The organism is Rhodovulum sp. PH10, assembly GCF_000293785.1.
In the GTDB taxonomy this organism is placed as follows: domain Bacteria; phylum Pseudomonadota; class Alphaproteobacteria; order Rhizobiales; family Xanthobacteraceae; genus Rhodoplanes.
Genome location: NZ_AKZI01000019.1, coordinates 22,073 through 42,180, shown reverse-complemented (window position 1 = coordinate 42,180; position 20,108 = coordinate 22,073). Strand labels below are relative to the sequence as shown.

The window sequence follows — 20,108 nt, the reverse complement described above, 5'->3', positions numbered from 1 at the left end:
GAGCTGTCTCCGCTTGGCGGATCGGTCGGGATCACCGGGCCGCGGATGTTTTCGGAGCGGCGGCGGTGGTCGCCGTGGCGTCGGCGGACGACGCGCCGGCGGACGACGCGCCGGACGGCGAGGCGGCGGCCGCGCCGTCGTCCTCGACGAAGGTCACCTTCACCGCCATGTCGGGCAGGATGCGCGGGTCGGTCTCGCCGAGCCCGATGCGCACGCGCACCGTCGCCTTCTCGCGGTTGGCGGTCGGCACGATGGCGACGACGTGCGCCGGGATCGTCCAGTCGGGATAGGCGTCGAGCACCGCCCGCACCGCGCCGCCCTCGCGGACCCGGCCGATGAAGGCCTCGTTGACGTCGACCTCGACCTCGAGCGAGCCCATGTCGACGATGGTGCAGATGCCGGTGCGGGTGAAGCTGCCGCCGGCCGACATCGGCGAGATCATCTCGCCCGGCTGGGCGCTGCGATCGACCACCACGCCGCCGAACGGCGCCTTGATGGCGTGCTTGTCGAGCACCTCGCCGTAGCGCTGCGCCTCGAGCTTGGCGGTCTCGAGCTGGGCCTGCGCCTGGGCGAGCTGGGCGCGCAGCACGTTCACCCGCGCCTCGGTGCGGGTCAGCTCGGCCTCGGTGGCGAAGTCGCGCTTCGACAGGCTCTGGGTGCGGGCGAAGATGCGCTCGGCGTCGGCGAGGTCGGCGGCGATCGCCCGGCGGGCGGCCTCGGCGGCCTCCGCCTTGGTCTTGGCGAGCGCGAGGTCGGTCTCGGCGAGCGTCGAGTCGAGCTTTGCGAGGATCTCGCCGGCGTGGACCACCATGCCCTCGTCGACCAGGACGTCCGTCACCTTGCCGGTGATCTCGGCGGCGACCGTCGCCTTGCGGCGGGCGACCACGTAGCCCGAGGCGGCGAGGCCTTTTGGTCGCGCCCGCACCGGCGGGGCGGCGGGCGGCGAAGCCGGGGCGGTGTCGGCCCGCGGGGCGGTGGCCGGCGCGGTGGTGGGATCGGCGGAGGCGGTGCGGGTGGCGCCGGTCGCCGCGGTCCGGTCGGGCGGGGCGGCGGGGGCGCGCGCCGGGTCGAACGGGTCGAGCAGCCACACGCCGACCGCCAGCACGCCGGCGAACGCCGCGACCAGGGCGATCAGCGGCCCGCGAAAGCTCCGCCGCGGCGGCACCGCCGCCTCGCTCCGATCGATCGTCAGCGACTTCAGCAGTCTCGTCCGGTCGTCCATTCTCGCCTTCCGGCGGCCGCGGCTCCGGGATCGCCCGGGGCGTCTCGGCCTGACATACGGGTTGTGAGCCCCCTAGTGCAACATCGTGACGTCGGCATGGTTGTCGGGTGGGGTGCGGCGCGACGTCCCGCCGGCGACGGGCCGGTCCGCGCCGACGGCCCACCCCCGAGCCCCCACCCCTTCCACCTCTCGCGCGCGCAAAAAAGGAGCGACCGCATGGCCTACGAGCTCTATTACTGGCCGACGCTGCAGGGCCGCGGCGAGTTCGTCCGCCTCGCGCTCGAGGAGGCCGGCGTGCCGTACCACGACGTCGCCCGCCTGCCCGAGCCGAAGGGCGGCGCCCCGGCGATGCTGGCGCTGATGGGTGGCGACACCGTGCCGCACCCGCCGTTCGCCCCGCCGTTCCTCAAGGCCGGTCGGCTGCTGATCGGCCAGACCGCCAACATTCTCCTGTTTCTCGGCGACCATCACGGGCTCGCGCCGAACACCGAGGGCGGCCGGCTGTGGGTGCACCAGGTGCAGCTCACCATCGCCGATCTCGTCACCGAGGCGCACGACACCCACCACCCGATCGGCGCGTCGCTCTATTACGAGGAGCAGAAGGCGGAGGCCGCCCGCCGCGCCGCCGATTTCCGCAAGACCCGGATGAAGAAATTCTACGGCTGGTTCGAGACGGTGCTGGAGCGGAGCGGCGGAAACTTCGTCGGCGGCCGGCGCGCGACCTATGCCGATCTCTCGCTGTTCCAGGTGGTGGAGGGCTTGCGATGGGCCTTCCCGAAGACGGCGAGAAAGGTGGAGAAGACGACGCCCCGCCTGGTCGCGCTGCACGACGCGGTGGCCGCGCGCCCGCGGATCGCCGCCTATCTCGCCTCCGAGCGCCGGCTCGCCTTCAACGAGACCGGCATTTTTCGGCGCTACGAGGAGCTCGACGGCTGAGGCCGGACGGCGGACGGAACGGCGGCGGCGCGCCGGCTACTCCGCCCGGAGAGGATCGCAGCGCAGGCCGCCCGGCACCGGCTCCAGCACGGGCTCCAGCACCGGCACCAGACGGCGCTTGGCGCGCTTGGCGGCCGGGATCGCACGAAACACCTGCTTGGTCGCCTCGACGATGTGGACGCCGGCGAACGGCGCCGACAGCGTCGCCCCGGTGCGCTCCCAGGCGAACGCCGAGCGCATGAACCAGCGCTTGCCGATCGGCGGCATGTAGAGCGCCTCGCCCCACGAGGTCGGGGTGAACGAGGTCTCCCGCAGGAGGGTGACGATCTGCGAGCGCGAATAGGGCCGCCCTTGGCCGAACGGCGTGGTGTCCATCCGTGCCCACAGGCCGCGGCGGTTGGGGATCACCACCAGAATGCGGCCGCTCGGCGCCAGCACCCGCCACACCTCGCGCAGCAGCGACAGCCCGTCGGCGGTGTTTTCCAGCGCATGGACCAGCAGCACCCGGTCCATCGTCGCGTCCGGCAGCGGCAGGTCGTACTCCTCGACCAGCGCGGCGAGCGCCGGGCGGGCGGTCGGCCAGCGCACCACCCCCTGCGAGGCCGGCATGAAGGCGAGGCAGCGCTCGGCCTGCTCGCGAAAGAGCCCGAGATAGGGCGTCGGGTAGCCGATGCCGAGCACCCGCTGGCCGCGGGTGTCGCCCCAATGCGTGCGGATCCCGCGACCGACGAAGCGGCGCGCCACCTTGCCGAGCGGGTGGGCGTAGAAGTTGCGGAGATCGACGACGTCGAGCGACATGTTCCTCTGCCATCAGCGGCCGGTCCCGGCCCGGCGTCGTGCGTGCTCTCGGCGCTCCGGCGCCGACCCGCGGGCACCGGTTCCACGGTCTCCGGTTCCACGGTCTCTGGTTCCACGATCGCGCCGGGTCGCGGTGCCGCGCCTCAAAGCCTCCTATACACGAGGATTCGGCGCTCGGCCGCACCATCGGGCTGCGGGGACGGCCGCGGCGGCGGCGAATCGGGCTCCTGTGGCGAAGTGACGGCGCGGACCGGCGACGGAGTGGTCGACCGGGGGTGCGATCGGTGGTGCGAGGCCGGGGCGGGACCGGGCGAGAGCCGGCCGGCAGCGCGAGGCCGCCGGCCGGTCGTGGAGGTGCGAGGCCGACGCCCTCGGCGCCAGGGCCCTCGGCACCAGGGCCCTCAGCGCTCGACGCACATGGCGATGCCCATGCCGCCGCCGATGCACAGCGTCGCGAGGCCCTTCTTGGCGTCGCGCTTTTGCATCTCGTGCAGCAGCGTCACCAGCACGCGCGCGCCGGAGGCGCCGATCGGGTGGCCGAGCGCGATCGCCCCGCCATTGACGTTGACCTTGGAGGTGTCCCAGCCGAGGTCCTTGTTGACCGCGATCGCCTGCGCGGCGAACGCCTCGTTGGCCTCGACCAGGTCGAGGTCCTCGTGGGTCCAGCCGGCTTTCTCCAGCGCCTTGCGGGTGGCCGGGATCGGGCCGGTGCCCATGATCGCCGGGTCGACGCCGGCATGCGCCCAGGAGGCGATGCGGGCGAGGATCGGGTGGCCGCCCTTCTCGGCGTCGCTGCGGCGCATCAGCACCACCATGGCGGCGCCGTCGTTGATGCCGGAGGCGTTGGCGGCGGTGACGGTGCCTTCCTTGTCGAACGCCGGCCGCACCTTGGCCATCTGCTCGATGGTCGCGCCGTGGCGCGGGAACTCGTCGGTGTCGACCACCGTGTCGCCCTTCTTCGACTTGATCGTCACCGGCACGATCTCGTCCTTGAAGCGTCCCGACTTCTGCGCCGCCTCGGCCTTGTTCTGCGAGCCGACCGCGAACTCGTCCTGCTCCTGCTTGGTGATCTGCCACTTCTTGGCGACGTTCTCGGCGGTGACGCCCATGTGATAGCCGTGGAAGGCGTCGAACAGGCCGTCCTTGAGCATCGAGTCGGCGAGGTCGAGCGCGCCCATCTTCACGCCGGAGCGCAGATAGGCGAGGTGCGGGGCGAGCGTCATCGACTCCTGGCCGCCGGCGACCACCACGTCGGCGCCGCCATCGCGCAGCTGCTGGGCGCCGAGCGCCACCGTGCGCAGGCCCGAGCCACACAGCTGATTGACGCCCCAGGCCGGCGCCTCGACCGGAATGCCGGCGCCGATCGACGCCTGGCGAGCCGGGTTCTGGCCCTGGCCGGCGGCGAGGATCTGGCCGACGATCACCTCGTCGACGTCCTTGGCCTCGACCCCGGCGCGCTCGAGCGCGGCCTTGATCGCGATCTTGCCGAGCTCGTGCGCCGGCAAGGTGCTGAACACTCCGTTGAAGCTGCCGACCGCCGTGCGGGCGGCCCCGACGATGACGATCTCGTCCGACATTGGGTGAACTCCCTGGTTGCGTTCTGGCCGGCCGCCGCGGCGCCTGCCGGGCGTGCCGAAAGGGTGCCGCGGCCGCGTTCGCTCGCGACCTCGTTCTCGGCGCTCGATACTCGCGGGTGGTTCTTCGCTCCCGTCGGTTGCGAGGTTGGCACGACATCCATGCACTCGACAACCGTCTTCGCGCCGGAACGTCGACCGGGCGACGGACGTTTCACGAGATCCACGGCGACCGCGGGAGATCCACGAAAACGGTAGCCGCGGGAATGGAATTCGCCTAATTTTTGTCGGCTGAGCTCAAATCGGGGCGAGGTCGATGCCTTTGCACCGAGAATTCCCGTGATCCCGTTTGCAGAGCGAAACGCGCATGGCCAAGTCCGACGCCCCGGTCATCATCAAGAAGTACGCCAACCGGCGCCTCTACAACACCGGCACGAGCACCTACGTCACCCTCGAGGATCTCGCCGGCATGCTCAAGACCGGCGAGGACTTCGTCGTCTACGACGCCAAGACCGGTGAGGACATCACCCGCTCGGTGCTGACCCAGATCATCTTCGAGCAGGAGGGCAAGCAGGGCCAGAACCTGTTGCCGATCACCTTCCTGCGTCAGCTGATCCGGTTCTACGGCGACAGCATGCAGATGCTGGTGCCGCGCTATCTCGAGAGCTCGCTCGACATGTTCTCGCGCGAGCAGTCGAAGTTCCGCGACCAGATGGCCCAGGCCTGGGGGGTCGGCGGGCTCGGCACGATGGAGGACCAGGTGCGGCGGAACATGGAGATGTTCCAGCGCGCCTTCACGATGTTCACGCCGTTCGCGACGCGCCCCGGCGACGGCACGGCCGGCGAGGCGCCGACCGGCGCGGCGTCCGCCGAGGCGCACGGCCAGCCGGCCGCGGCCGGCGAGGCGCCGCCCCAGCCCGGCGAGATCGAGGCGTTGCGCCGCCAGCTCGAGGAGATGCAGAAGCGCATCGACCGCTTGAGCGAGGGCGACAAGCCGAAGGAGTAGGCCGAGGCGCGACGTCCGGCTCCTGCGGGAGCCGACGGTTCGACCGGCACGGCGGCGTGTCCACGCCGCCGTTGCCGTGAGAGGCCGAAGACGGTCCTGCGATGCGGTCCTGCGGCGCGTCGCGCCGGTCAGCCCGCCGCGGCCGTCGTGTCGGCCCGCCACGGCCGCTCCAGCGAGGCGAGGCCGATCAGCGCGCCCTGCAGGTGGTCGCAGCCCCAGTCGGCGAGCAGGCCGGCCGACGTCTCGTCCTGCACCCATTCGGCGACCGTCTTCAGCCGCAGCCGGTGGGCGAGGTCGAGAAAGGTCTGGACGAAGGCGCGGTCGTCGTCCGAGCGGGTGAGGTGCTGCACGAAGGCGCCGTCGATCTTGACGATGTCCACCCCGAGCTTGCGCAGGCTGCGGAACGAGGTGTAGCCGGCGCCGAAATCGTCGATCGCGATCCGGCAGCCGAGATCCTTCGCCCGCGCGACGAAGCCGCGGGTCTCGTCGATGTCCTGGATCGCCGCCGTCTCGGTGATCTCGATCACCAGCCGGTCCGCCAGCTCGGGATGGGCGCGCAGGCTGGCCGACAGGCAGTCCCACCATTCGGGATCGGAGGTCGAGGCGGGCGAGACGTTGACGCTCGCGCGCAGCGTCGGCGCCTGGTGCATCTCCTCGATGATCAGCTCGAGCACGCGGTGGTCGAGCAGCCGCACCAGCCCGAGCTTCTCGGCGATCGGCACCACCTCGCCGGCGCCGATCAGCGTGCCGTCCGGCCGCGCGAGGCGCAGCAGGCACTCGTAGAAGGCCGGCTTTCGCGTCACGGTGTCGACCACCGGCTCGAAGGCGATGCGCACCCGCCGCTCGTTGAGCGCGGTGACGATCTCGTCGGAGGTGCGCATGCTGGCGCGGCGGAGCGCGTCGCGCTCGATGCTCGGCTGATAGGCGTGGAACGAGCCCGAGCGCTTCGACTGGGCGAGGTCGAGCGCCTCCTTGGCGCGGCTCAGGACCTCCTGCAGGTTTCGCGCGTGGCGTGGCACCACCACCCCGCCGATCGAGGCGGTGACCGCGACCGGGCCGACCCGGGTCTGCACCACCCCCTCGCGCACGCCGGCGAGCAGCCGCTCGGCGGCGACCTTGATGTCGTCCTGCGAGCACTGGCGCAGGATGATGCCGAACTTGTTGCCGGAGAACCGGCCGAGATCGTCGCCGCCGCGCATTCGCGCGCGCAACCGCTTGGCGACCGCCGCCACCACGTCGTCGGCGATCTCGAAGCCGTAGGCCTCGTTGATGCGGCCGACATTGTCGATCGCCAGCAGCAGGAACCCGCAGCTCGCCCGGTAGCGCACGGTCTCCTCGACCGTCGCGCTCAACACCTCGGTGAGGTGCCAGCGGTTCATCTCGCCGGTGAGGTCGTCGTAGCGCGAGAGATAGGCGAGCCGCTCCTCGTGGGCGCGGCGCTCGTTGATCACCCGCACCACGCCGTGCGCGCGGGCCGGCTCGCCGTGCGGGCCGGCGAACCAGCGGCCGACGTCCTCGACCCACAAAGCGCCACCGTCGCGGAACGGGGCGGTCAGGGCGTACTGGACGCAGTAGGGAACGCCCCGACCCGTATCGGTTTGGGACGATCGCATCACCGCGTCGAACCGGGTGTAGGCGTTGTCCGCCGCGAGCAGCTGGGCGAAGGCGCGGCCGGAGGCGATCGCGGCCGGATCGTCGACCCCGAGCACGGGGCCGACATTGGAGCCCCAGGCGATCGCGTCGCTGGCGACGTCCCAGCAATAGGGCACGTCCCCGATCGAGACGAGGATCTTCCAGGCGTCCAGGCAACCGCTCGGATCGCTGTGATCCGGCGGGTTTTCGGCGCGGGGAAGGTCGGCGGCGGGGGGCCGCGGCTGCGGGTCGGGGAAGGTCACGTCGTCACGGTCCTCGGATAACGCACGAGTGTATTCCGCAGGCGTACACGACAGGATTAAACAATTGGAAAATCGTGTGCCGGGCCGGCGGTGGAGAACCGAGGGCATGGCACGGGCGTTGCGGTGACACACGGTATCGGCGGGACCCTGTCCCGTCTCGGTACAGGAGTCGTCCATGAGCCCGATCGAGCGCGTCGGTACCTACGCCCCGATCCCGCGCGACGCCCCGCACCAACGGGCGGCGGACGCCGCGGCGACCTCGGCTGCCGATACCCGCGCGGTGCCGCCGTTCGGTCGTGCCCTGGTCCCGCTCGAGCCCGCCCGCGCCCCGCGCGCGCCGCGTCCGGTCGGGCGTCACGACGCCGGCTTCCTCGCTCATCTGATCGCGACCAAGGACGGCGTGCCGCAGACCCGCGACCGCCGCCGCGCCGAGCCCGAGGAGGTGCAGGCCGCCTATGGCGCGACGGTGCGCGCCACCGGCCCGGCCAATTACGCCCGGATCGCCGTTACCGCTTGATTGTCTTCGGCGTTTTTCGTCCCCGGATGCGCGCAGCCGCAGCCGTCGTGCGCGGGTTTCGGCCCGCGCAAATGGTCGTCGCCCTCGTGTGCATCCCGTCGCGCCAGCGAGGAGAGCCGACGACGCGGCACGCGTGCCGCAACTCTCCCCTCGTGCCGAGGAGCGGCCGCAGGCCGGTCTCGAACCATCAGGCCGCCCCCGCCCTTCGAGACGCACTTCTTCGGAGTGCCTCGCTGGACGAGAGCGAGCCCGGCCGTCGGCCTCAGGCCGCCTTCTTCTTGGCGGTCAAAAGCTTGCGCTTGAGCATGCACTCGGCGATCTGGACCGCGTTGAGCGCCGCGCCCTTGCGCAGATTGTCCGACACGCACCACAGCGCGAGGCCGTTCTCCACCGTCGCGTCTTCGCGGATGCGGCTGATATAGGTCGCGTCCTCGCCGGTCGCCTCGTAGGGCGTGACGTAGCCGCCCGGCTCGTGCTTGTCGATCACCAGGCAGCCCGGCGCGCTGGACAGGATCGAGCGCGCCTCGTCGGCGGTGATCGGCTTCTCGAACTCGATGTTGACGGCTTCCGAGTGGCTGACGAACACCGGCACCCGCACGCAGGTCGCGGTGAGCTTGATCTTCGGGTCGAGAATCTTCTTGGTCTCGGCCATCATCTTCCACTCTTCCTTCGTGTACCCGTCCTCCATGAACACGTCGATATGGGGGATCAGGTTGAAGGCGATCCGCTTCGGGAACTTCTTCACCTCCATCTCGTCGAGGGTGAAGACCGACTTGGTCTGCGAGAACAGCTCGTCCATCGCGTCCTTGCCGGCGCCCGACACCGACTGATAGGTCGCCACCACCACGCGCTTGATGGTCGCACGGTCGTGCAGCGGCTTGAGCGCGACGACCAGCTGGGCGGTCGAGCAGTTCGGGTTGGCGATGATGCCCTTCTTGCGAAAGCCGTCGACCGCGTCGGCGTTCACCTCGGGAACGACCAAGGGCACGTCGGGGTCGTAGCGCCAGGCCGACGAGTTGTCGATCACCACCGCGCCCTGCGCGGCGATCTTGGGCGACCACTCCTTCGACACGGACCCGCCGGCCGACATCAGGCAGATGTCGACGTCGGAGAAGTCGAAGTGCTCCAGCGCCTTCGCTTTTACCGTCTTGTCACCATAGGAGATTTCCGTGCCCATGCTCCGCCGCGAGGCGAGAGCCGTGACCTCGTCGGCGGGGAATTGCCGCTCGGCGAGGATTTCGAGCATCGCGCGGCCCACATTGCCCGTGGCGCCGACGACCGCGACGTTGTAACCCATGGTGTTCTCTCCGGATCCTGCGGCCTTTCTCGAAAAGGCCGAAGCGACGGCGTTCTAGGCGAGACCGGCCGGCAATTCAACGGCCCGGCCCGGTCGATGCCGGCGTGCAGCCATGCGGCGGGCGGCCGCCGGTGCCGCCGCACGGTCGGGGGCGCGGCGCAAAGCGATGTGCTGCCCTGCGGCCACAGGTCGCCTGGAACCGTGGCGTTAACATGCTCGTTTCCTTGTGGTGCTATGAGAATCGCGGGTAAGAGTGCGACAATCGTGCTCGCGTTCCCTGTGGTGGTCGCGCTTCCGGGTCCGCCGTGCCCTCGAGGGCCTCGACCGGTGCCGGACAGCGCTCGAATTTCTTTGCGAGGACCCATGCGCCTGATGACCTTTGCCGCCTGCGCCGCCGCCGCCGGACTGGCGGCCGCGCTCCTTGCCGCGCCGGCCGAGGCCGCGCCGCGCCGCACCGCCGCCTCGCACGATACCGTGATCATCAAGGAAGAGGGCCGCGCGCCGACCCGCATCACCGTGCGCCGCCGCTCGTTCCTCGACCCCGGTCCGCACCAGATCCCCGGCACCTACCACTATCAGGACTACGCGCTGTCGCCGGCCTTCACGGTGTATCCGAGCTTCTTCGATTACAGCACGGCGCCGGGCTCGTATTCGCGCATGCCGCTGCCGGGCGCTTTCGACGTCCCGGGCTACCAGCGCTACTGATCGGCGCTTCGGTCGCCGACGCCGCTCCGGACAGAAGCCCGGAGTATCGGTGCTGGCGGCCGGCTCGGACGAGTGTGCCGAACGGGACGCGTGACGACGGCGCACGACCGAGACGTTCGACACCAGGACGTTCGACGAAAAAGGCGGCCACGCGGGCCGCCTTTTGTGTGTCTGAACGGGTGTGTGGCCTCACCGGTCCATCCGGGCGATGAACCACGACAACAGCTTGCGCCACACCTCGTCCTTGCCGACCGCGTCCTCGACGCCGTGCTCGAGGTTGGGGTTGTCGTTCACCTCCATCACCACGATGCCCTTTTCCGTCTCCTTCAGGTCGACGCCGTAGAGGCCGGTGCCGATCGGCTTGGCCGCCCTGACCGCGAGGTCGAGCACCGCCTCCGGCACCTTGTCGAGATCGAACGTCTCGAACCCGCCCTCCTGCGCGGTGCCGTCCGGCCGGTGCTTGACGATCTGCCAGTGGCCGCGCGCCATCCGGTATTGGCAGGCGAACAGAGGCTCGCCGCCGAGCACGCCGACCCGCCAGTCGAAGTCGGTCGGCATGAATTTTTGCGCGAGCAGAAGGTCGGTCTCCTCCAGAAGCTCGTCGGCGACCCGCTCGAACTCCTTCTGCGTCGCCACCTTGTGAACGCCGCGCGAGAACGAGCCGTCCGGGATCTTCACCACCAGCGGCAGCCCCAGCTCGTCCATCGCCCGCGTCATGTCGGCTTTTTCGGCGACCATCACGGTCGGCGGCATCGCCACCCCGTGCTGGTCCATCAGCTCCATGAGAAAGACCTTGTTGGTGCAGCGGATCATCGAGATCGGGTCGTCGATGACCGGCATCCCCTCCTGCACCGCGCGGCGCGCGAAGCGGTAGGTGTGGTTGTCGATCGAGGTGGTCTCGCGGATGAACAGGCCGTCGTACTCGGCGAGCTGGGCGAGCTGGCGCTTGGTGACCGGCGCAATGTCGACCGACATCTTCTCGGCGATCCGGGCGAAATGCTTGATCGAGCTTCGCGAGGTCGGCGGCAGCTTCTCGTTCGGGTCGTACAGCACCGCGAGGTCGTATTTCGCCGAGGTGCGGGCGCGCGGCGAGCGCCATTCGCGCTTGGTGTGCGCGTGCAGCGAATCGCGAAAGAAGGCGGCCTCGCCGTTGATCAGCCGGGTGGCGTTGCGCATCCGGATGCGGTCGATGGTCAGCCACGGGTCGCCGGTGTCGACCGTCACCTCGAGGGTCGGGCAGCGAAACCAGTCGAACAGGAGCCGGCCGAATCCTTCGAAGCGGGCGTCCTGCGGCAGGCCGAAGCAGACGAACAGCTTCAATTCGCCGTCCGGCACGAAGTCGGCCCGCCTGGCGCAGCGGTTCAGCTCGTCCTCGAGCTCGGGCAGCGCGTGCTCGTAGAGCTTCGATTCGCGAAGCTCCAGCATGGTCTCGACGGTGGGGATCACCCGGTGGCCGCGCGCCTCGGCGAGCAGTGACGCGTAGTAGCCCTTGGATTGGTAGGCATAGGAGCGTGAGAGGTTGACGATCTTCGGACGTGCCGAGTCGAACAGGCGCGGTCGGGCGAGATAATCACTGGTGGTGATCACCTTGTGGGGCGTGTCGGCGTTCGGAAAGTCGCGAGGCTGGTCGACCAGGATGACCCAGCCGGTCATGAGGAGAGCCCTTTTTCATGCACGGACCGCCGCCCCGGACGGGGCCGATCCGCGGCGTGGAATCCGCCCGAATGGCGGCAACCGCATGGCATGTTCTTCGTCTGCCGAGGTTTTGTGAGATGCAGGCGAGACGGCATCCGGGCACGGGACCGTGACGAGGCATGCATGTTCCGCCACGCGTGCCCGGATCGGTGCCCAGGTCGGTGCCCAGGCCGGGCCACGCGTCTGACCACGAACACCCGGTGCGGCGCGCCGCGGGTCGGCATGCAATGTCCTGAGATCGGGCGTTCGCCGTGCCGGCGCGCCACGTGCTGCTCTCATAACAGATTCTGCTGCCGGCGAGCAGTGAGCCGTGGCGCTTCTGGCGCCCCCGGCTCACGACGTCGGCGCGTGTGATCGGGCTGCCACGCTTTTTGCAGGCGCGTCGTCCGGGCCGGCGGCGAGCGGCTTCTCGAAGCGCAGCGCGTCGGCGCCGTCCTCGTAATAGTCCACGCGCCGGCCGAACGGCAGGTATCCCGCTTTGTGGTAGCGGGCGATCGCCCGATCGTTGTCGGTCCGGACTTCCAGCCGCATGCGGTCGGCACCGCGGGTGCGGGCAAAATCTTCGCCGGCGGCGAGCAGCGCCGGGCCGATGCCGCGGCCGGCAAAGGGCGGGGCGACCGCGATCGAGTAGAGCCGCGCCGTCCGGCTGTTTCGCCGCACCAGCACCACCGTGGCGCCGGCGACCGCGTTGCCGACATCGGCCACCAGCACGGCCGCCGAGGGGGCCTCGACCAGCCGGCCAAAGCTGCGGCGCGACAGCCGGTCGCCGGCAAACACCGCCGCCTCCAGCCCGACCAGGGCGTCGAGATCGGCGCGGGTCGCCGGCCGAACCACGTAGTCTGGCACCGTCATGGTGGAAAGAGCCTCGCGCGGGGACCGGGCGTGCGGCGTATGCGGCGTTGCCGAAGCGGGCACCGGACGCCATCTTGGTCGCAACGGAGGTTTAGCTGATGTCTCTCGCCCTCGACCGCAAGTCCGACGTGTCCGCGTCCCCCGCCGCTCCCGCAACCTCCCAAAAGCCCGCCGGCCACGTGGTGCTCGACATCACCGGCATGACCTGCGCCGCCTGCGCGGGCCGGGTGGAGAAGGCGCTGTCGCGCGTGCCGGGGGTGTCGCTGGCGAGCGTCAATCTGGCGCTCGAGCGGGCCGACGTCGACCTCACCTCCGCGGACGTCACCCCCGAAGCGCTCGCCGCCGCGGTCGAGCGCACCGGCTTCGGCGCCCATCCGCGTCCGCCGTCCGCCGCCGAGCGGCGCGCCGAGCAGCAGGCGGTGGAGGCCGAGCGCGCCGCCGCCGAGCGCCGCCAGCTGCTCCTGCTGATCGTCTCCGCGCTTCTCACGCTGCCGCTGGTGCTGCCGATGATGGCGGCGCCGTTCGGCCTGTCGCTGCATCTCGACCCGTGGGTCGAGCTTGCGCTCGCCACCCCGGTGCAGGTTCTCGTCGGCGCCCGCTTCTACAAGGCGGCCTGGAAGGCGGTGCGGGCCGGCTCCGGCAACATGGACCTCCTGGTCGCGCTCGGCACCTCGGCGGCCTATCTGTTCAGCCTCTACATGCTGCTCGACCGCGGTCATGCTGCCGCCGGCCATCTCTATTTCGAGGGGGCGGCCGCCGTCATCACGCTGGTGATGTTCGGCAAGTGGCTGGAGGCGCGGGCCAAGCGCGGCACCACCGCGGCGATCCGCGCGCTGATGACGCTGCGGCCCGAGCGCGCCCGCGTGCTGCGGCACGGCGCGGAAGTGGAGATCGGCATCGAGGAGGTGCGGGCCGGCGACAGCGTGATCGTGCGGCCGGGCGAGCGCATGCCGGTCGACGGCACGGTGATCGAGGGCGAGAGCGAGGCCGACGAATCGCTGATCACCGGCGAGAGCGTGCCGGTGGTGAAGCGGCCGGGCGACCGGGTGACCGCGGGCGCGCTCAACGGCGTCGGCCGGCTGACCATCGAGGCGATCGCGGTCGGCGAGGACACCACGCTCGCCCGCATCATCCGGATGGTGGAGAACGCCCAGTCCGGCAAGGCGCCGGTGCAGCGCCTGGTCGACAAGGTGTCCGCGGTGTTCGTGCCGACCGTGATCGGCATCGCGGTTCTCGCCTTTGCCGGCTGGATGCTCGCCGGCCACGGCTTTGAAAATGCGCTGATCGCTGCCGTCTCGGTGCTCGTCATCGCCTGCCCGTGCGCGCTCGGCCTCGCGACACCCGCCGCCCTGGTGGCGGGGACCGGGGCGGCGGCCCGCGCCGGCATCCTGGTGAAGGACATCGAGGCGCTGGAGCGGGCGGCTGCGGTCGACACCGTGGTGTTCGACAAGACCGGCACCTTGACCGAAGGCCGCCCGGCGCTGACCGACGCCGTGCCGCTCGCCGGCACCGACGAGGACACGCTGCTGCGCCTCTCCGCCGCCGTCCAGTCGGCGAGCGAGCACCCGCTCGCCAAGGCGGTGCTCGCCGCGGCCCCGCAGGGCGCGCTGCCAAACGTGGAAAATTTTCAGGCGCAGGTCGGGCGCGGTGTGGTCGGCACGGTCGAGGGCAAGCGGATCGCCATCGGCAACCGCGACCTTATGCGCGAGCAGAGCGTCGATATCGGCCCGGTCGAGCCGGTGCTGGCAAAGATCGAGAGCGAGGCTCGCACCGCGGTGGTGGTGTCGGCCGACGGCGCGGCGATCGGTGTGCTCGGCATCGCCGATCCGGTGCGGCCGGAAGCGGCCGAGGCGGTGAAGCTGCTCGCCCGGCGCGGCGTGCGCTCGGAGATGCTGACCGGCGACTCCGAGGCGGTGGCGGCAAAGGTCGCGGGCGCGCTCGGCCTCACCGACTACAAGGCGTCCGTGAAACCGGCCGACAAGTCGGGCGCGCTGTCGGCGCTCGCCGCGGCCGGGCACAAGCCGGCGATGGTCGGCGACGGCATCAACGACGCGCCGGCACTCGCCGCGGCCGAGGTCGGCATCGCGCTCGGCACCGGGGCGGACGTGGCGGTGGAGACCGCCGGCGTCACCCTGATGCGGCCCGATCCGCGGCTCGTCGCCGCCGCCCTCGACATCTCCCGCCGGACGGTCAGAAAAATCCGGCAGAATCTGTTCTGGGCCTTCGTCTACAACGTGATCGGCATTCCGCTCGCCGCCGCCGGCTTCCTCACCCCGGCGCTCGCCGGGGCGGCGATGGCGATGTCGTCGGTCTCGGTGGTGACCAACTCGCTGTGGCTGAAGCGCTGGCGCCCGCGCTTCTCGTCCGGCGAGTAGATCGCCCGGAAAAGACCGGCGACCCGGAGCGGCCGCCCGTCAGTTCAGGATCTTGACCGTCTCGGTGCAGTTGCGGCCGCCGAACGCTCCGCGCACGGCGCACTGGCGCACGGTGACGGTGCGAAGCTTCGGCGCTTGCGGAACCGGCGCGGCGGCGGGAGCCGGGGTGGCGGACATCGCCGCGACCTTCGCATCGGCGGCCTTCCCATCGGCGGCCTTCGTGTCGGTGGCCGGCTTCGCGGCCTCCGGGGCGGGCGTCGTCACCGCGGCTTCGGCCGGCGTCACCGCGCTCGCCATCACCGCCTGAACCACCGGGGCCGCGGTGAGGTGCGGGCGGTGCTGCTGCATCGGCAGCTTGCCGGTCGCGAACAGGACGAGGGTGAGGCAGAGAAGGGCGTACAGGGTCCGCATGGCGGCGCGCTCCGGCTGAAAATTTGCGCCCGGTCGGTGTGCAATGCGGTGCGGGCGGCGGGCGTCCGGGCGGACCCGCCGTCGTCCCGAGCGGATCCCCCGAACCGGGTGGCCGCATCTGAACGGCACAAGAATTCACCAAATCATTTAATAGGTTGTTACCGTTACTTCTCATCTCGCACGAGATGTGGCCGGTGCACGCTCCGCCGCCGCGGGTTTTCGGCCGGAGGAGCGTCGCGAGCGACCTTCGTGCACGAAAATGGGCACTTTCGGCCGCCCGCCCGGTTTCGCCACACGGCAGTTGGCAGCGATCCTGTGATACTATAACAATATCTGGCGCCCGCCGGGCGCCGCGATCCCCCGCACGCCCGCAACGCGCCGGCCAAAAAGGCCCCATGACGCACCATCACCACGACCCGGGTTTCGCCCATCCGTCGCCGCCGCTGTCGCCGTCGCTGCTGCGATTGTCGCTGGCGCGCAGGCTCTTGCTGGTCGCCGGAGTGGCGGGCCTGGTGTGGGGCCTGGTCGCCTGGGCGATGCTGTGGGGCTGACGACGATGCCGGCACAGCTCGCCTTCCGCGACCTCACCCTCGGCTACGAGCGCCATCCGGCCGTCCACCATCTCGACGGCGCGGTCGAGAAGGGCGCCTTGATCGCCGTCGTCGGCCCGAACGGGGCAGGAAAGTCGACCCTGTTCAAGGGGATCGTCGGGGTCGTGAAACCACTTTCGGGGCGGGTCGAGCGGCTCGGCCTGCGCCGCCGCGACATCGCCTATCTGCCGCAGCTCGCCGAGATCGACCGCACCTTCCCGATCACCGTCTACGACCTCGTCGCGATGGGCCTGTGGCGGCAGATCGGCCTCTTCTCCGGCATCGGCCGGGCGGCGCGCGAGCGGGTGTTTGCCGCGATCGCCGCGGTCGGGCTGTCGGGCTTCGAGACGCGCCCGATCGGCGCGCTGTCGGGCGGGCAGATGCAGCGCGTGCTGTTCGCCCGCCTGCTGTTGCAGGACGCCGCGCTGATCGTGCTCGACGAGCCGTTCAACGCGATCGACGCGAAGACCACCGCCGATTTGTTCGAGCTGGTGCGCCGCTGGCATCACGAGGGCCGCACCGTGCTCGCCGCATTGCACGACCTCGAGATGGTGCGCACGCGCTTTCCGGAAGTCCTCCTGCTGGCGCGGGAGAAGGTCGCGTGGGGCGACACCGCCGAGGTGTTGACCGAGCAGAACCTGCAAAAGGCCCGGCGCATGTGCGAGGCGTTCGACGAGAGCGCCGGCCCGTGCCGGGTGGCGGCCGAGTGAGCTTCGGATGTACGACCTCCTGATCGCGCCGTTCCTCGAGTTCGAGTTCATGCGCCGCGCTCTCGCCGGCACGGTGGCGCTCGCCTTCGGCGCCGCGCCGGTCGGCGTCATCCTGATGCTGCGGCGGATGAGCCTGGTCGGCGACACCATGGCGCACGCGATCCTGCCGGGGGCGGCGATCGGCTTCCTGGTCGCCGGCCTGGATCTGTTCGCGATGACCGCGGGCGGCATCGCCGCCGGGCTTCTGGTGGCGCTCTTGACCGGCGTCGTCACCCGCCTCACCCACATCAAGGAGGACGCGGCGCTCGCCGCCTTCTTCCTGATGTCGCTCGCGCTCGGCGTGGTGATCGTGTCGATGCGCGGCACCAATGTCGATCTGCTCGACTTTTTGTTCGGCAGCGTGCTGGCGCTGGATGACGAGACCTTGCTGCTGATCGCCTCGATCGCCACCGTCTCGCTCGTCGTGCTGGCGGTGATCTGGCGGCCTCTGGTGCTCGAATGCGTCGACCCGGTGTTCCTGCGCTCGGTGAGCCGGGCGGGCGCGCTCGCTCACATCGCCTTTCTCGGGCTGCTGGTCCTCAATCTGGTCGGCGGGTTCCAGGCGCTCGGCACGCTGCTCGCGGTCGGCATGGTGATCGTGCCGGCGGTGGTCGGGCGGTTCTGGGCAAAGGACCTCACCGGCATGATCGTGGTGGCGATCGCGACCGGCATCCTGTCGGCCTATAGCGGGCTCCTGCTGTCGTACCACACCGGCGTGCCCTCGGGCCCGGCGATCATCCTGGTGGCCGGCGGGCTCTATGTCCTCTCGGTGCTGTTCGGCCGGGTCGGCGGCATCGTCACCGGCCTGTTGCCGCGCCGCCACCTCGAGGCGTGACCCCACCGGTCCGGCCCGCGGGGCGTGCGATTGCGGATGCGGTTTCGTGTCGATCGGCGGTAGCGTCGCCGCGTGCGCTCCGTTACGCTTCCCGGATGACAGAGCACCGCGACACGACCTCCGCCGCCGGCTCCGAGCTGTCCGATCCCGATCTGCGGATCCGGGCGCTCGCGAGCCTCGTCGCCGACAAGGGCTGCGTCGAGGCGGGCGCGCTCGACGGCTTCGTCGACGTCTACATGACGCGGGTCGTCCCCGCCGAGGCGGAGGCCGCGGCCGCCGCCGCACCGGCCGACGGCGACGCCGGCCTGCCGGACGCCACCCTCGGCGCCCGGGCGATGATGGCGATCCCGCGCGATTCCGTCGGCCCGCTGTTCCGCGACCGCTGGGAGGCGCACGCCTTCGTGCTGGCGACCGTGCTCGAGCAGCGCGGCGTCTTCTCGTGGGCGGAATGGGCGCCGGTGCTCGGCGGCACCCTCCGCCGTCTGCGCGGCGATCCGGCGACCGAGAAGGCGAGCTATTACGAGGTGTGGCTCGACGCGCTGGAGAGCATGGCGGCGCACAAGGGCCTCGCCGATGCGGCGGCACTCACCCGCTATCGCCACGCCTGGGACGAGGCGGCCGCCCGCACCCCGCAGGGGGCGCCGATCCGGCTGCGGCCGGAGGATTTTCAATAGAAGATATTTCGGGTGCGCTCTCCCGGCCGGGCACCGGCCGGGAGGCATGGCTTGCCGCGATCTCGCCCGGCCGCGATCATGCCCCGGAGGAGCGCGGACGACGGGCGAGCCTCACGCCTTGCCCGCGGCGGCGCTGCGCGAGCGCCGCTCGGCCGGGCGGGTGCCGCCGGCGCTCTGCAGCCGGGCGACCTCCTGCTCCATCCGCGCGGGCGTGTAGCCGCCGAGCAGCATCAGCCGCCGGTCGAACGCCCGCATGGTGATCACGTCGGCCGGCAGCGGCGTGCCGTTCGCCGCGGTCGACGGCAGCTTGAGCAGCGCCGTCGCGATCCGGCTGGCGAACCGCTCCTGCTCGCGCATGAAGGCGATCATGAAGGACCGATAGCTCATGTCGGAGAGCTTGCGGCCGTCCGGGTGGTTGCGGCAGAGAACCTGGATGCCGCGCCGGCTGTGCTGGGTCGCCGGGGCGAACACGGTCGGCTCGCACGAGCAGGCGAAGCGGGTGAGCAGCGACATCAGCGAGGCGGTCGTGAGCTTTTCCTGCACCGCCTGGAAATTCAGATCGTCGACCAGTGCCCAGGCGTCCGGCCCGGCATCGAGGATGTTGCACAGCGCCGGCCGGGCGGCTCGCTCCAGAAAATCGCGGAACTGCTCGCGCTGATCGCGCCGGAGCCGGTCGCCGAGGCCCCAGAAGGCGAGCCATCGATTCAGCAGCTCCGCCGATACGATGGTCTTCGACTTGAAAGACGCCGAGAACGCCGCCTCGCCGCCTTGCCAACCCGCGACCGCGGCGCGGACCGCGAGGTCGTCGAGGTATTGTTGCTCCTGCATGTCACCACCTTCCGGCCGGCGCTCGGTCACCGCACGGGCGAACCGTTTCTCGGCGAACCGGGATCGAGGCCATTGTCGAAAAGATTTTTCGCGCGGGGGACGGCGGCGTCACCCGGGATGGATGTGCGAAGTCCCCGTCGTCCCACGACAACGCACGAGGGGGCCGTTTCGATCCCGCTTTGCGAAAGAAGTCGTCGGCAATTTTTTCGATAGAGACGATGTATTCGTCGCACGGGGTGCGAGTATTGACGCTCGACTGGACCCGGCCGCGACAATGGTGCGGTGCGGCAAGGTCGGTCCCGACAAAGTATGCGGGCGTCAGCCGAACAGGCGATCGCCCTGCAGGTCGACGATCTGGCGCGCCTTGGTGATGCTGAAGGCCACCGCGTCCTCGTGCGAGGCGTGGCTGTCGGCCCGCACGAAGCGGTGCTCCTTCACGACGCCGTCGATCGTCTTCTCGATGGTGCCGGCGGTCTGATACTGGCCGGCGTGGTTGCGGTAGGGCGCGGCGCGAATGACGAAGCCCCGGTACTCGACCGGCTCGCTCGCCGGCGCCGCCTCGCGAGCGGACCCCCCGCCGGCGCCGAACAGCTTCTTCAGGAACGACATGACGATCTCCACCGCCGCCGGCCCGTGCCGGTCGGCCGGGACTTACCACCCTTCGCGGCGGAGCGAAAACGCCTCGCGGTCGAGCCAATCGCGCAGCAGACGAACGTTGCGGCGGTTGGCCCGCCACATCACGTCGAAGGCGTCGCCGACCAGCGGCACCGCGCCGACCGCGCCGTCCACCGCGACATTGGCCAGCATGCGGCCGATCACGTGGCGCGGCGCCCCGAGCGCCCACGCCTCGCGCACGATCCACAGCGACAGCAGCGTGGTGGCGGCATCGCCGATGCCGGGCACCAGCCCGATCAGCGCGTCCATGCCGACCCGCACGCCGAGGCCCGGAACGACGATCGCGGTGTCGAGCAGATGGGCGAGCGACTCCAGCCGCCGCACCCGCTGATGGGCGTTTTCGCGCTGATAGGCGTTTTCGCGCGCGGCCCGGTCGGTGCCGGCGGCGCGGGCGAAAAAGTCGGCGTCGTCGCGATCGTTTCTGCGGTGATCCCAGGTGGTCATCACCCGCAAATGGTGTGACGCCGGCTTGCT

General features: G+C 70.6%; 20 protein-coding genes. 9 read left to right on the top strand and 11 right to left on the bottom strand.

Going from position 1 to position 20,108, the window contains the following annotated elements; translation table 11 throughout:
- Positions 1 to 31 precede the first annotated feature (31 nt).
- The gene (locus A33M_RS03905; RefSeq protein WP_008383737.1) at positions 32 to 1,222 is read right to left on the bottom strand and encodes an efflux RND transporter periplasmic adaptor subunit; all 1,191 of its coding nucleotides are present in this window, start codon (positions 1,220 to 1,222) and stop codon (positions 32 to 34) included.
- A gap of 216 nt (positions 1,223 to 1,438) precedes the next feature.
- Between A33M_RS03905 and A33M_RS03900 the strand changes: the two genes are divergently transcribed.
- The gene (locus tag A33M_RS03900; RefSeq protein ID WP_008383736.1) at positions 1,439 to 2,158 is read left to right on the top strand and encodes a glutathione S-transferase; all 720 of its coding nucleotides are present in this window, start codon (positions 1,439 to 1,441) and stop codon (positions 2,156 to 2,158) included.
- Between the two features lie 36 nt (positions 2,159 to 2,194).
- On the opposite strand, the gene A33M_RS03895 is transcribed toward A33M_RS03900, so the two are convergent.
- Positions 2,195 to 2,956 (bottom strand): class I SAM-dependent methyltransferase, encoded by a 762-nt coding sequence (locus A33M_RS03895; protein ID WP_008383735.1) that lies wholly within the window; start codon positions 2,954 to 2,956, stop codon positions 2,195 to 2,197.
- A 401-nt stretch (positions 2,957 to 3,357) separates the two neighbouring features.
- Complete coding sequence (locus tag A33M_RS03890; protein WP_008383732.1) at positions 3,358 to 4,533, bottom strand: acetyl-CoA C-acetyltransferase; 1,176 nt, start codon at positions 4,531 to 4,533, stop codon at positions 3,358 to 3,360.
- Positions 4,534 to 4,897: 364 nt separating this feature from the next.
- On the opposite strand from A33M_RS03890, the gene phaR reads away from it, so the two are divergent.
- Positions 4,898 to 5,536, top strand: coding sequence for a polyhydroxyalkanoate synthesis repressor PhaR (gene phaR / locus A33M_RS03885; RefSeq protein ID WP_008383726.1), 639 nt, complete (start codon positions 4,898 to 4,900; stop codon positions 5,534 to 5,536).
- 128 nt (positions 5,537 to 5,664) lie between these two features.
- On the opposite strand, the gene A33M_RS03880 is transcribed toward phaR, so the two are convergent.
- Complete coding sequence (locus A33M_RS03880) at positions 5,665 to 7,431, bottom strand: putative bifunctional diguanylate cyclase/phosphodiesterase (protein WP_008383724.1); 1,767 nt, start codon at positions 7,429 to 7,431, stop codon at positions 5,665 to 5,667.
- A gap of 175 nt (positions 7,432 to 7,606) precedes the next feature.
- Between A33M_RS03880 and A33M_RS03875 the strand changes: the two genes are divergently transcribed.
- Positions 7,607 to 7,948: a hypothetical protein gene (locus A33M_RS03875; protein WP_008383721.1), complete on the top strand. Its 342-nt coding sequence runs from the start codon at positions 7,607 to 7,609 to the stop codon at positions 7,946 to 7,948.
- Positions 7,949 to 8,210: 262 nt separating this feature from the next.
- On the opposite strand, the gene A33M_RS03870 is transcribed toward A33M_RS03875, so the two are convergent.
- Positions 8,211 to 9,245 (bottom strand): aspartate-semialdehyde dehydrogenase, encoded by a 1,035-nt coding sequence (locus A33M_RS03870; protein WP_008383719.1) that lies wholly within the window; start codon positions 9,243 to 9,245, stop codon positions 8,211 to 8,213.
- Between the two features lie 363 nt (positions 9,246 to 9,608).
- Between A33M_RS03870 and A33M_RS03865 the strand changes: the two genes are divergently transcribed.
- A complete protein-coding gene (locus A33M_RS03865) occupies positions 9,609 to 9,950 on the top strand; it encodes a hypothetical protein (protein WP_008383717.1) in 342 nt (113 codons plus the stop codon).
- Positions 9,951 to 10,139: 189 nt separating this feature from the next.
- Here A33M_RS03865 and A33M_RS03860 read toward each other — a convergent pair whose 3' ends face one another.
- Positions 10,140 to 11,603, bottom strand: a complete 1,464-nt coding sequence (locus A33M_RS03860) for a RimK family protein (RefSeq protein ID WP_008383715.1) — start codon at positions 11,601 to 11,603, stop codon at positions 10,140 to 10,142.
- 375 nt (positions 11,604 to 11,978) lie between these two features.
- On the bottom strand, positions 11,979 to 12,497 hold the full coding sequence (locus A33M_RS03855; RefSeq protein WP_008383714.1) for a GNAT family N-acetyltransferase: 519 nt from the start codon (positions 12,495 to 12,497) through the stop codon (positions 11,979 to 11,981).
- A gap of 98 nt (positions 12,498 to 12,595) precedes the next feature.
- Here A33M_RS03855 and A33M_RS03850 point away from each other — a divergent pair, with 98 nt between their 5' ends.
- Positions 12,596 to 14,872, top strand: coding sequence for a heavy metal translocating P-type ATPase (locus A33M_RS03850; protein WP_157223313.1), 2,277 nt, complete (start codon positions 12,596 to 12,598; stop codon positions 14,870 to 14,872).
- A 39-nt stretch (positions 14,873 to 14,911) separates the two neighbouring features.
- On the opposite strand, the gene A33M_RS03845 is transcribed toward A33M_RS03850, so the two are convergent.
- The gene (locus A33M_RS03845) at positions 14,912 to 15,283 is read right to left on the bottom strand and encodes a hypothetical protein (protein WP_008383708.1); all 372 of its coding nucleotides are present in this window, start codon (positions 15,281 to 15,283) and stop codon (positions 14,912 to 14,914) included.
- Between the two features lie 395 nt (positions 15,284 to 15,678).
- Here A33M_RS03845 and A33M_RS24365 point away from each other — a divergent pair, with 395 nt between their 5' ends.
- The 4 genes from A33M_RS24365 to A33M_RS03830 all read left to right on the top strand — a co-directional run bounded on the left by A33M_RS24365 (position 15,679) and on the right by A33M_RS03830 (position 18,131).
- On the top strand, positions 15,679 to 15,834 hold the full coding sequence (locus A33M_RS24365) for a hypothetical protein (RefSeq protein WP_008383706.1): 156 nt from the start codon (positions 15,679 to 15,681) through the stop codon (positions 15,832 to 15,834).
- A 5-nt stretch (positions 15,835 to 15,839) separates the two neighbouring features.
- Positions 15,840 to 16,583 carry a zinc ABC transporter ATP-binding protein AztA gene (gene aztA, locus A33M_RS03840; protein ID WP_040619216.1) on the top strand — a complete coding sequence of 248 codons (744 nt, stop codon included), beginning with the start codon at positions 15,840 to 15,842 and terminating at the stop codon, positions 16,581 to 16,583.
- A 7-nt stretch (positions 16,584 to 16,590) separates the two neighbouring features.
- The gene (locus A33M_RS03835; RefSeq protein WP_008383702.1) at positions 16,591 to 17,457 is read left to right on the top strand and encodes a metal ABC transporter permease; all 867 of its coding nucleotides are present in this window, start codon (positions 16,591 to 16,593) and stop codon (positions 17,455 to 17,457) included.
- A gap of 95 nt (positions 17,458 to 17,552) precedes the next feature.
- Positions 17,553 to 18,131: a nitrile hydratase accessory protein gene (locus tag A33M_RS03830; protein WP_008383699.1), complete on the top strand. Its 579-nt coding sequence runs from the start codon at positions 17,553 to 17,555 to the stop codon at positions 18,129 to 18,131.
- 111 nt (positions 18,132 to 18,242) lie between these two features.
- Here A33M_RS03830 and A33M_RS03825 read toward each other — a convergent pair whose 3' ends face one another.
- The 3 genes from A33M_RS03825 to A33M_RS03815 form a co-directional block, all read right to left on the bottom strand.
- Entirely contained in the window at positions 18,243 to 18,959 is a 717-nt protein-coding gene (locus A33M_RS03825) for a hypothetical protein (RefSeq protein WP_008383697.1), read from the bottom strand.
- A gap of 318 nt (positions 18,960 to 19,277) precedes the next feature.
- Positions 19,278 to 19,568, bottom strand: a complete 291-nt coding sequence (locus A33M_RS03820; RefSeq protein WP_008383695.1) for an HlyU family transcriptional regulator — start codon at positions 19,566 to 19,568, stop codon at positions 19,278 to 19,280.
- Between the two features lie 42 nt (positions 19,569 to 19,610).
- Positions 19,611 to 20,078, bottom strand: a complete 468-nt coding sequence (locus A33M_RS03815) for a DUF4112 domain-containing protein (RefSeq protein ID WP_083850296.1) — start codon at positions 20,076 to 20,078, stop codon at positions 19,611 to 19,613.
- Positions 20,079 to 20,108 lie beyond the last annotated feature (30 nt).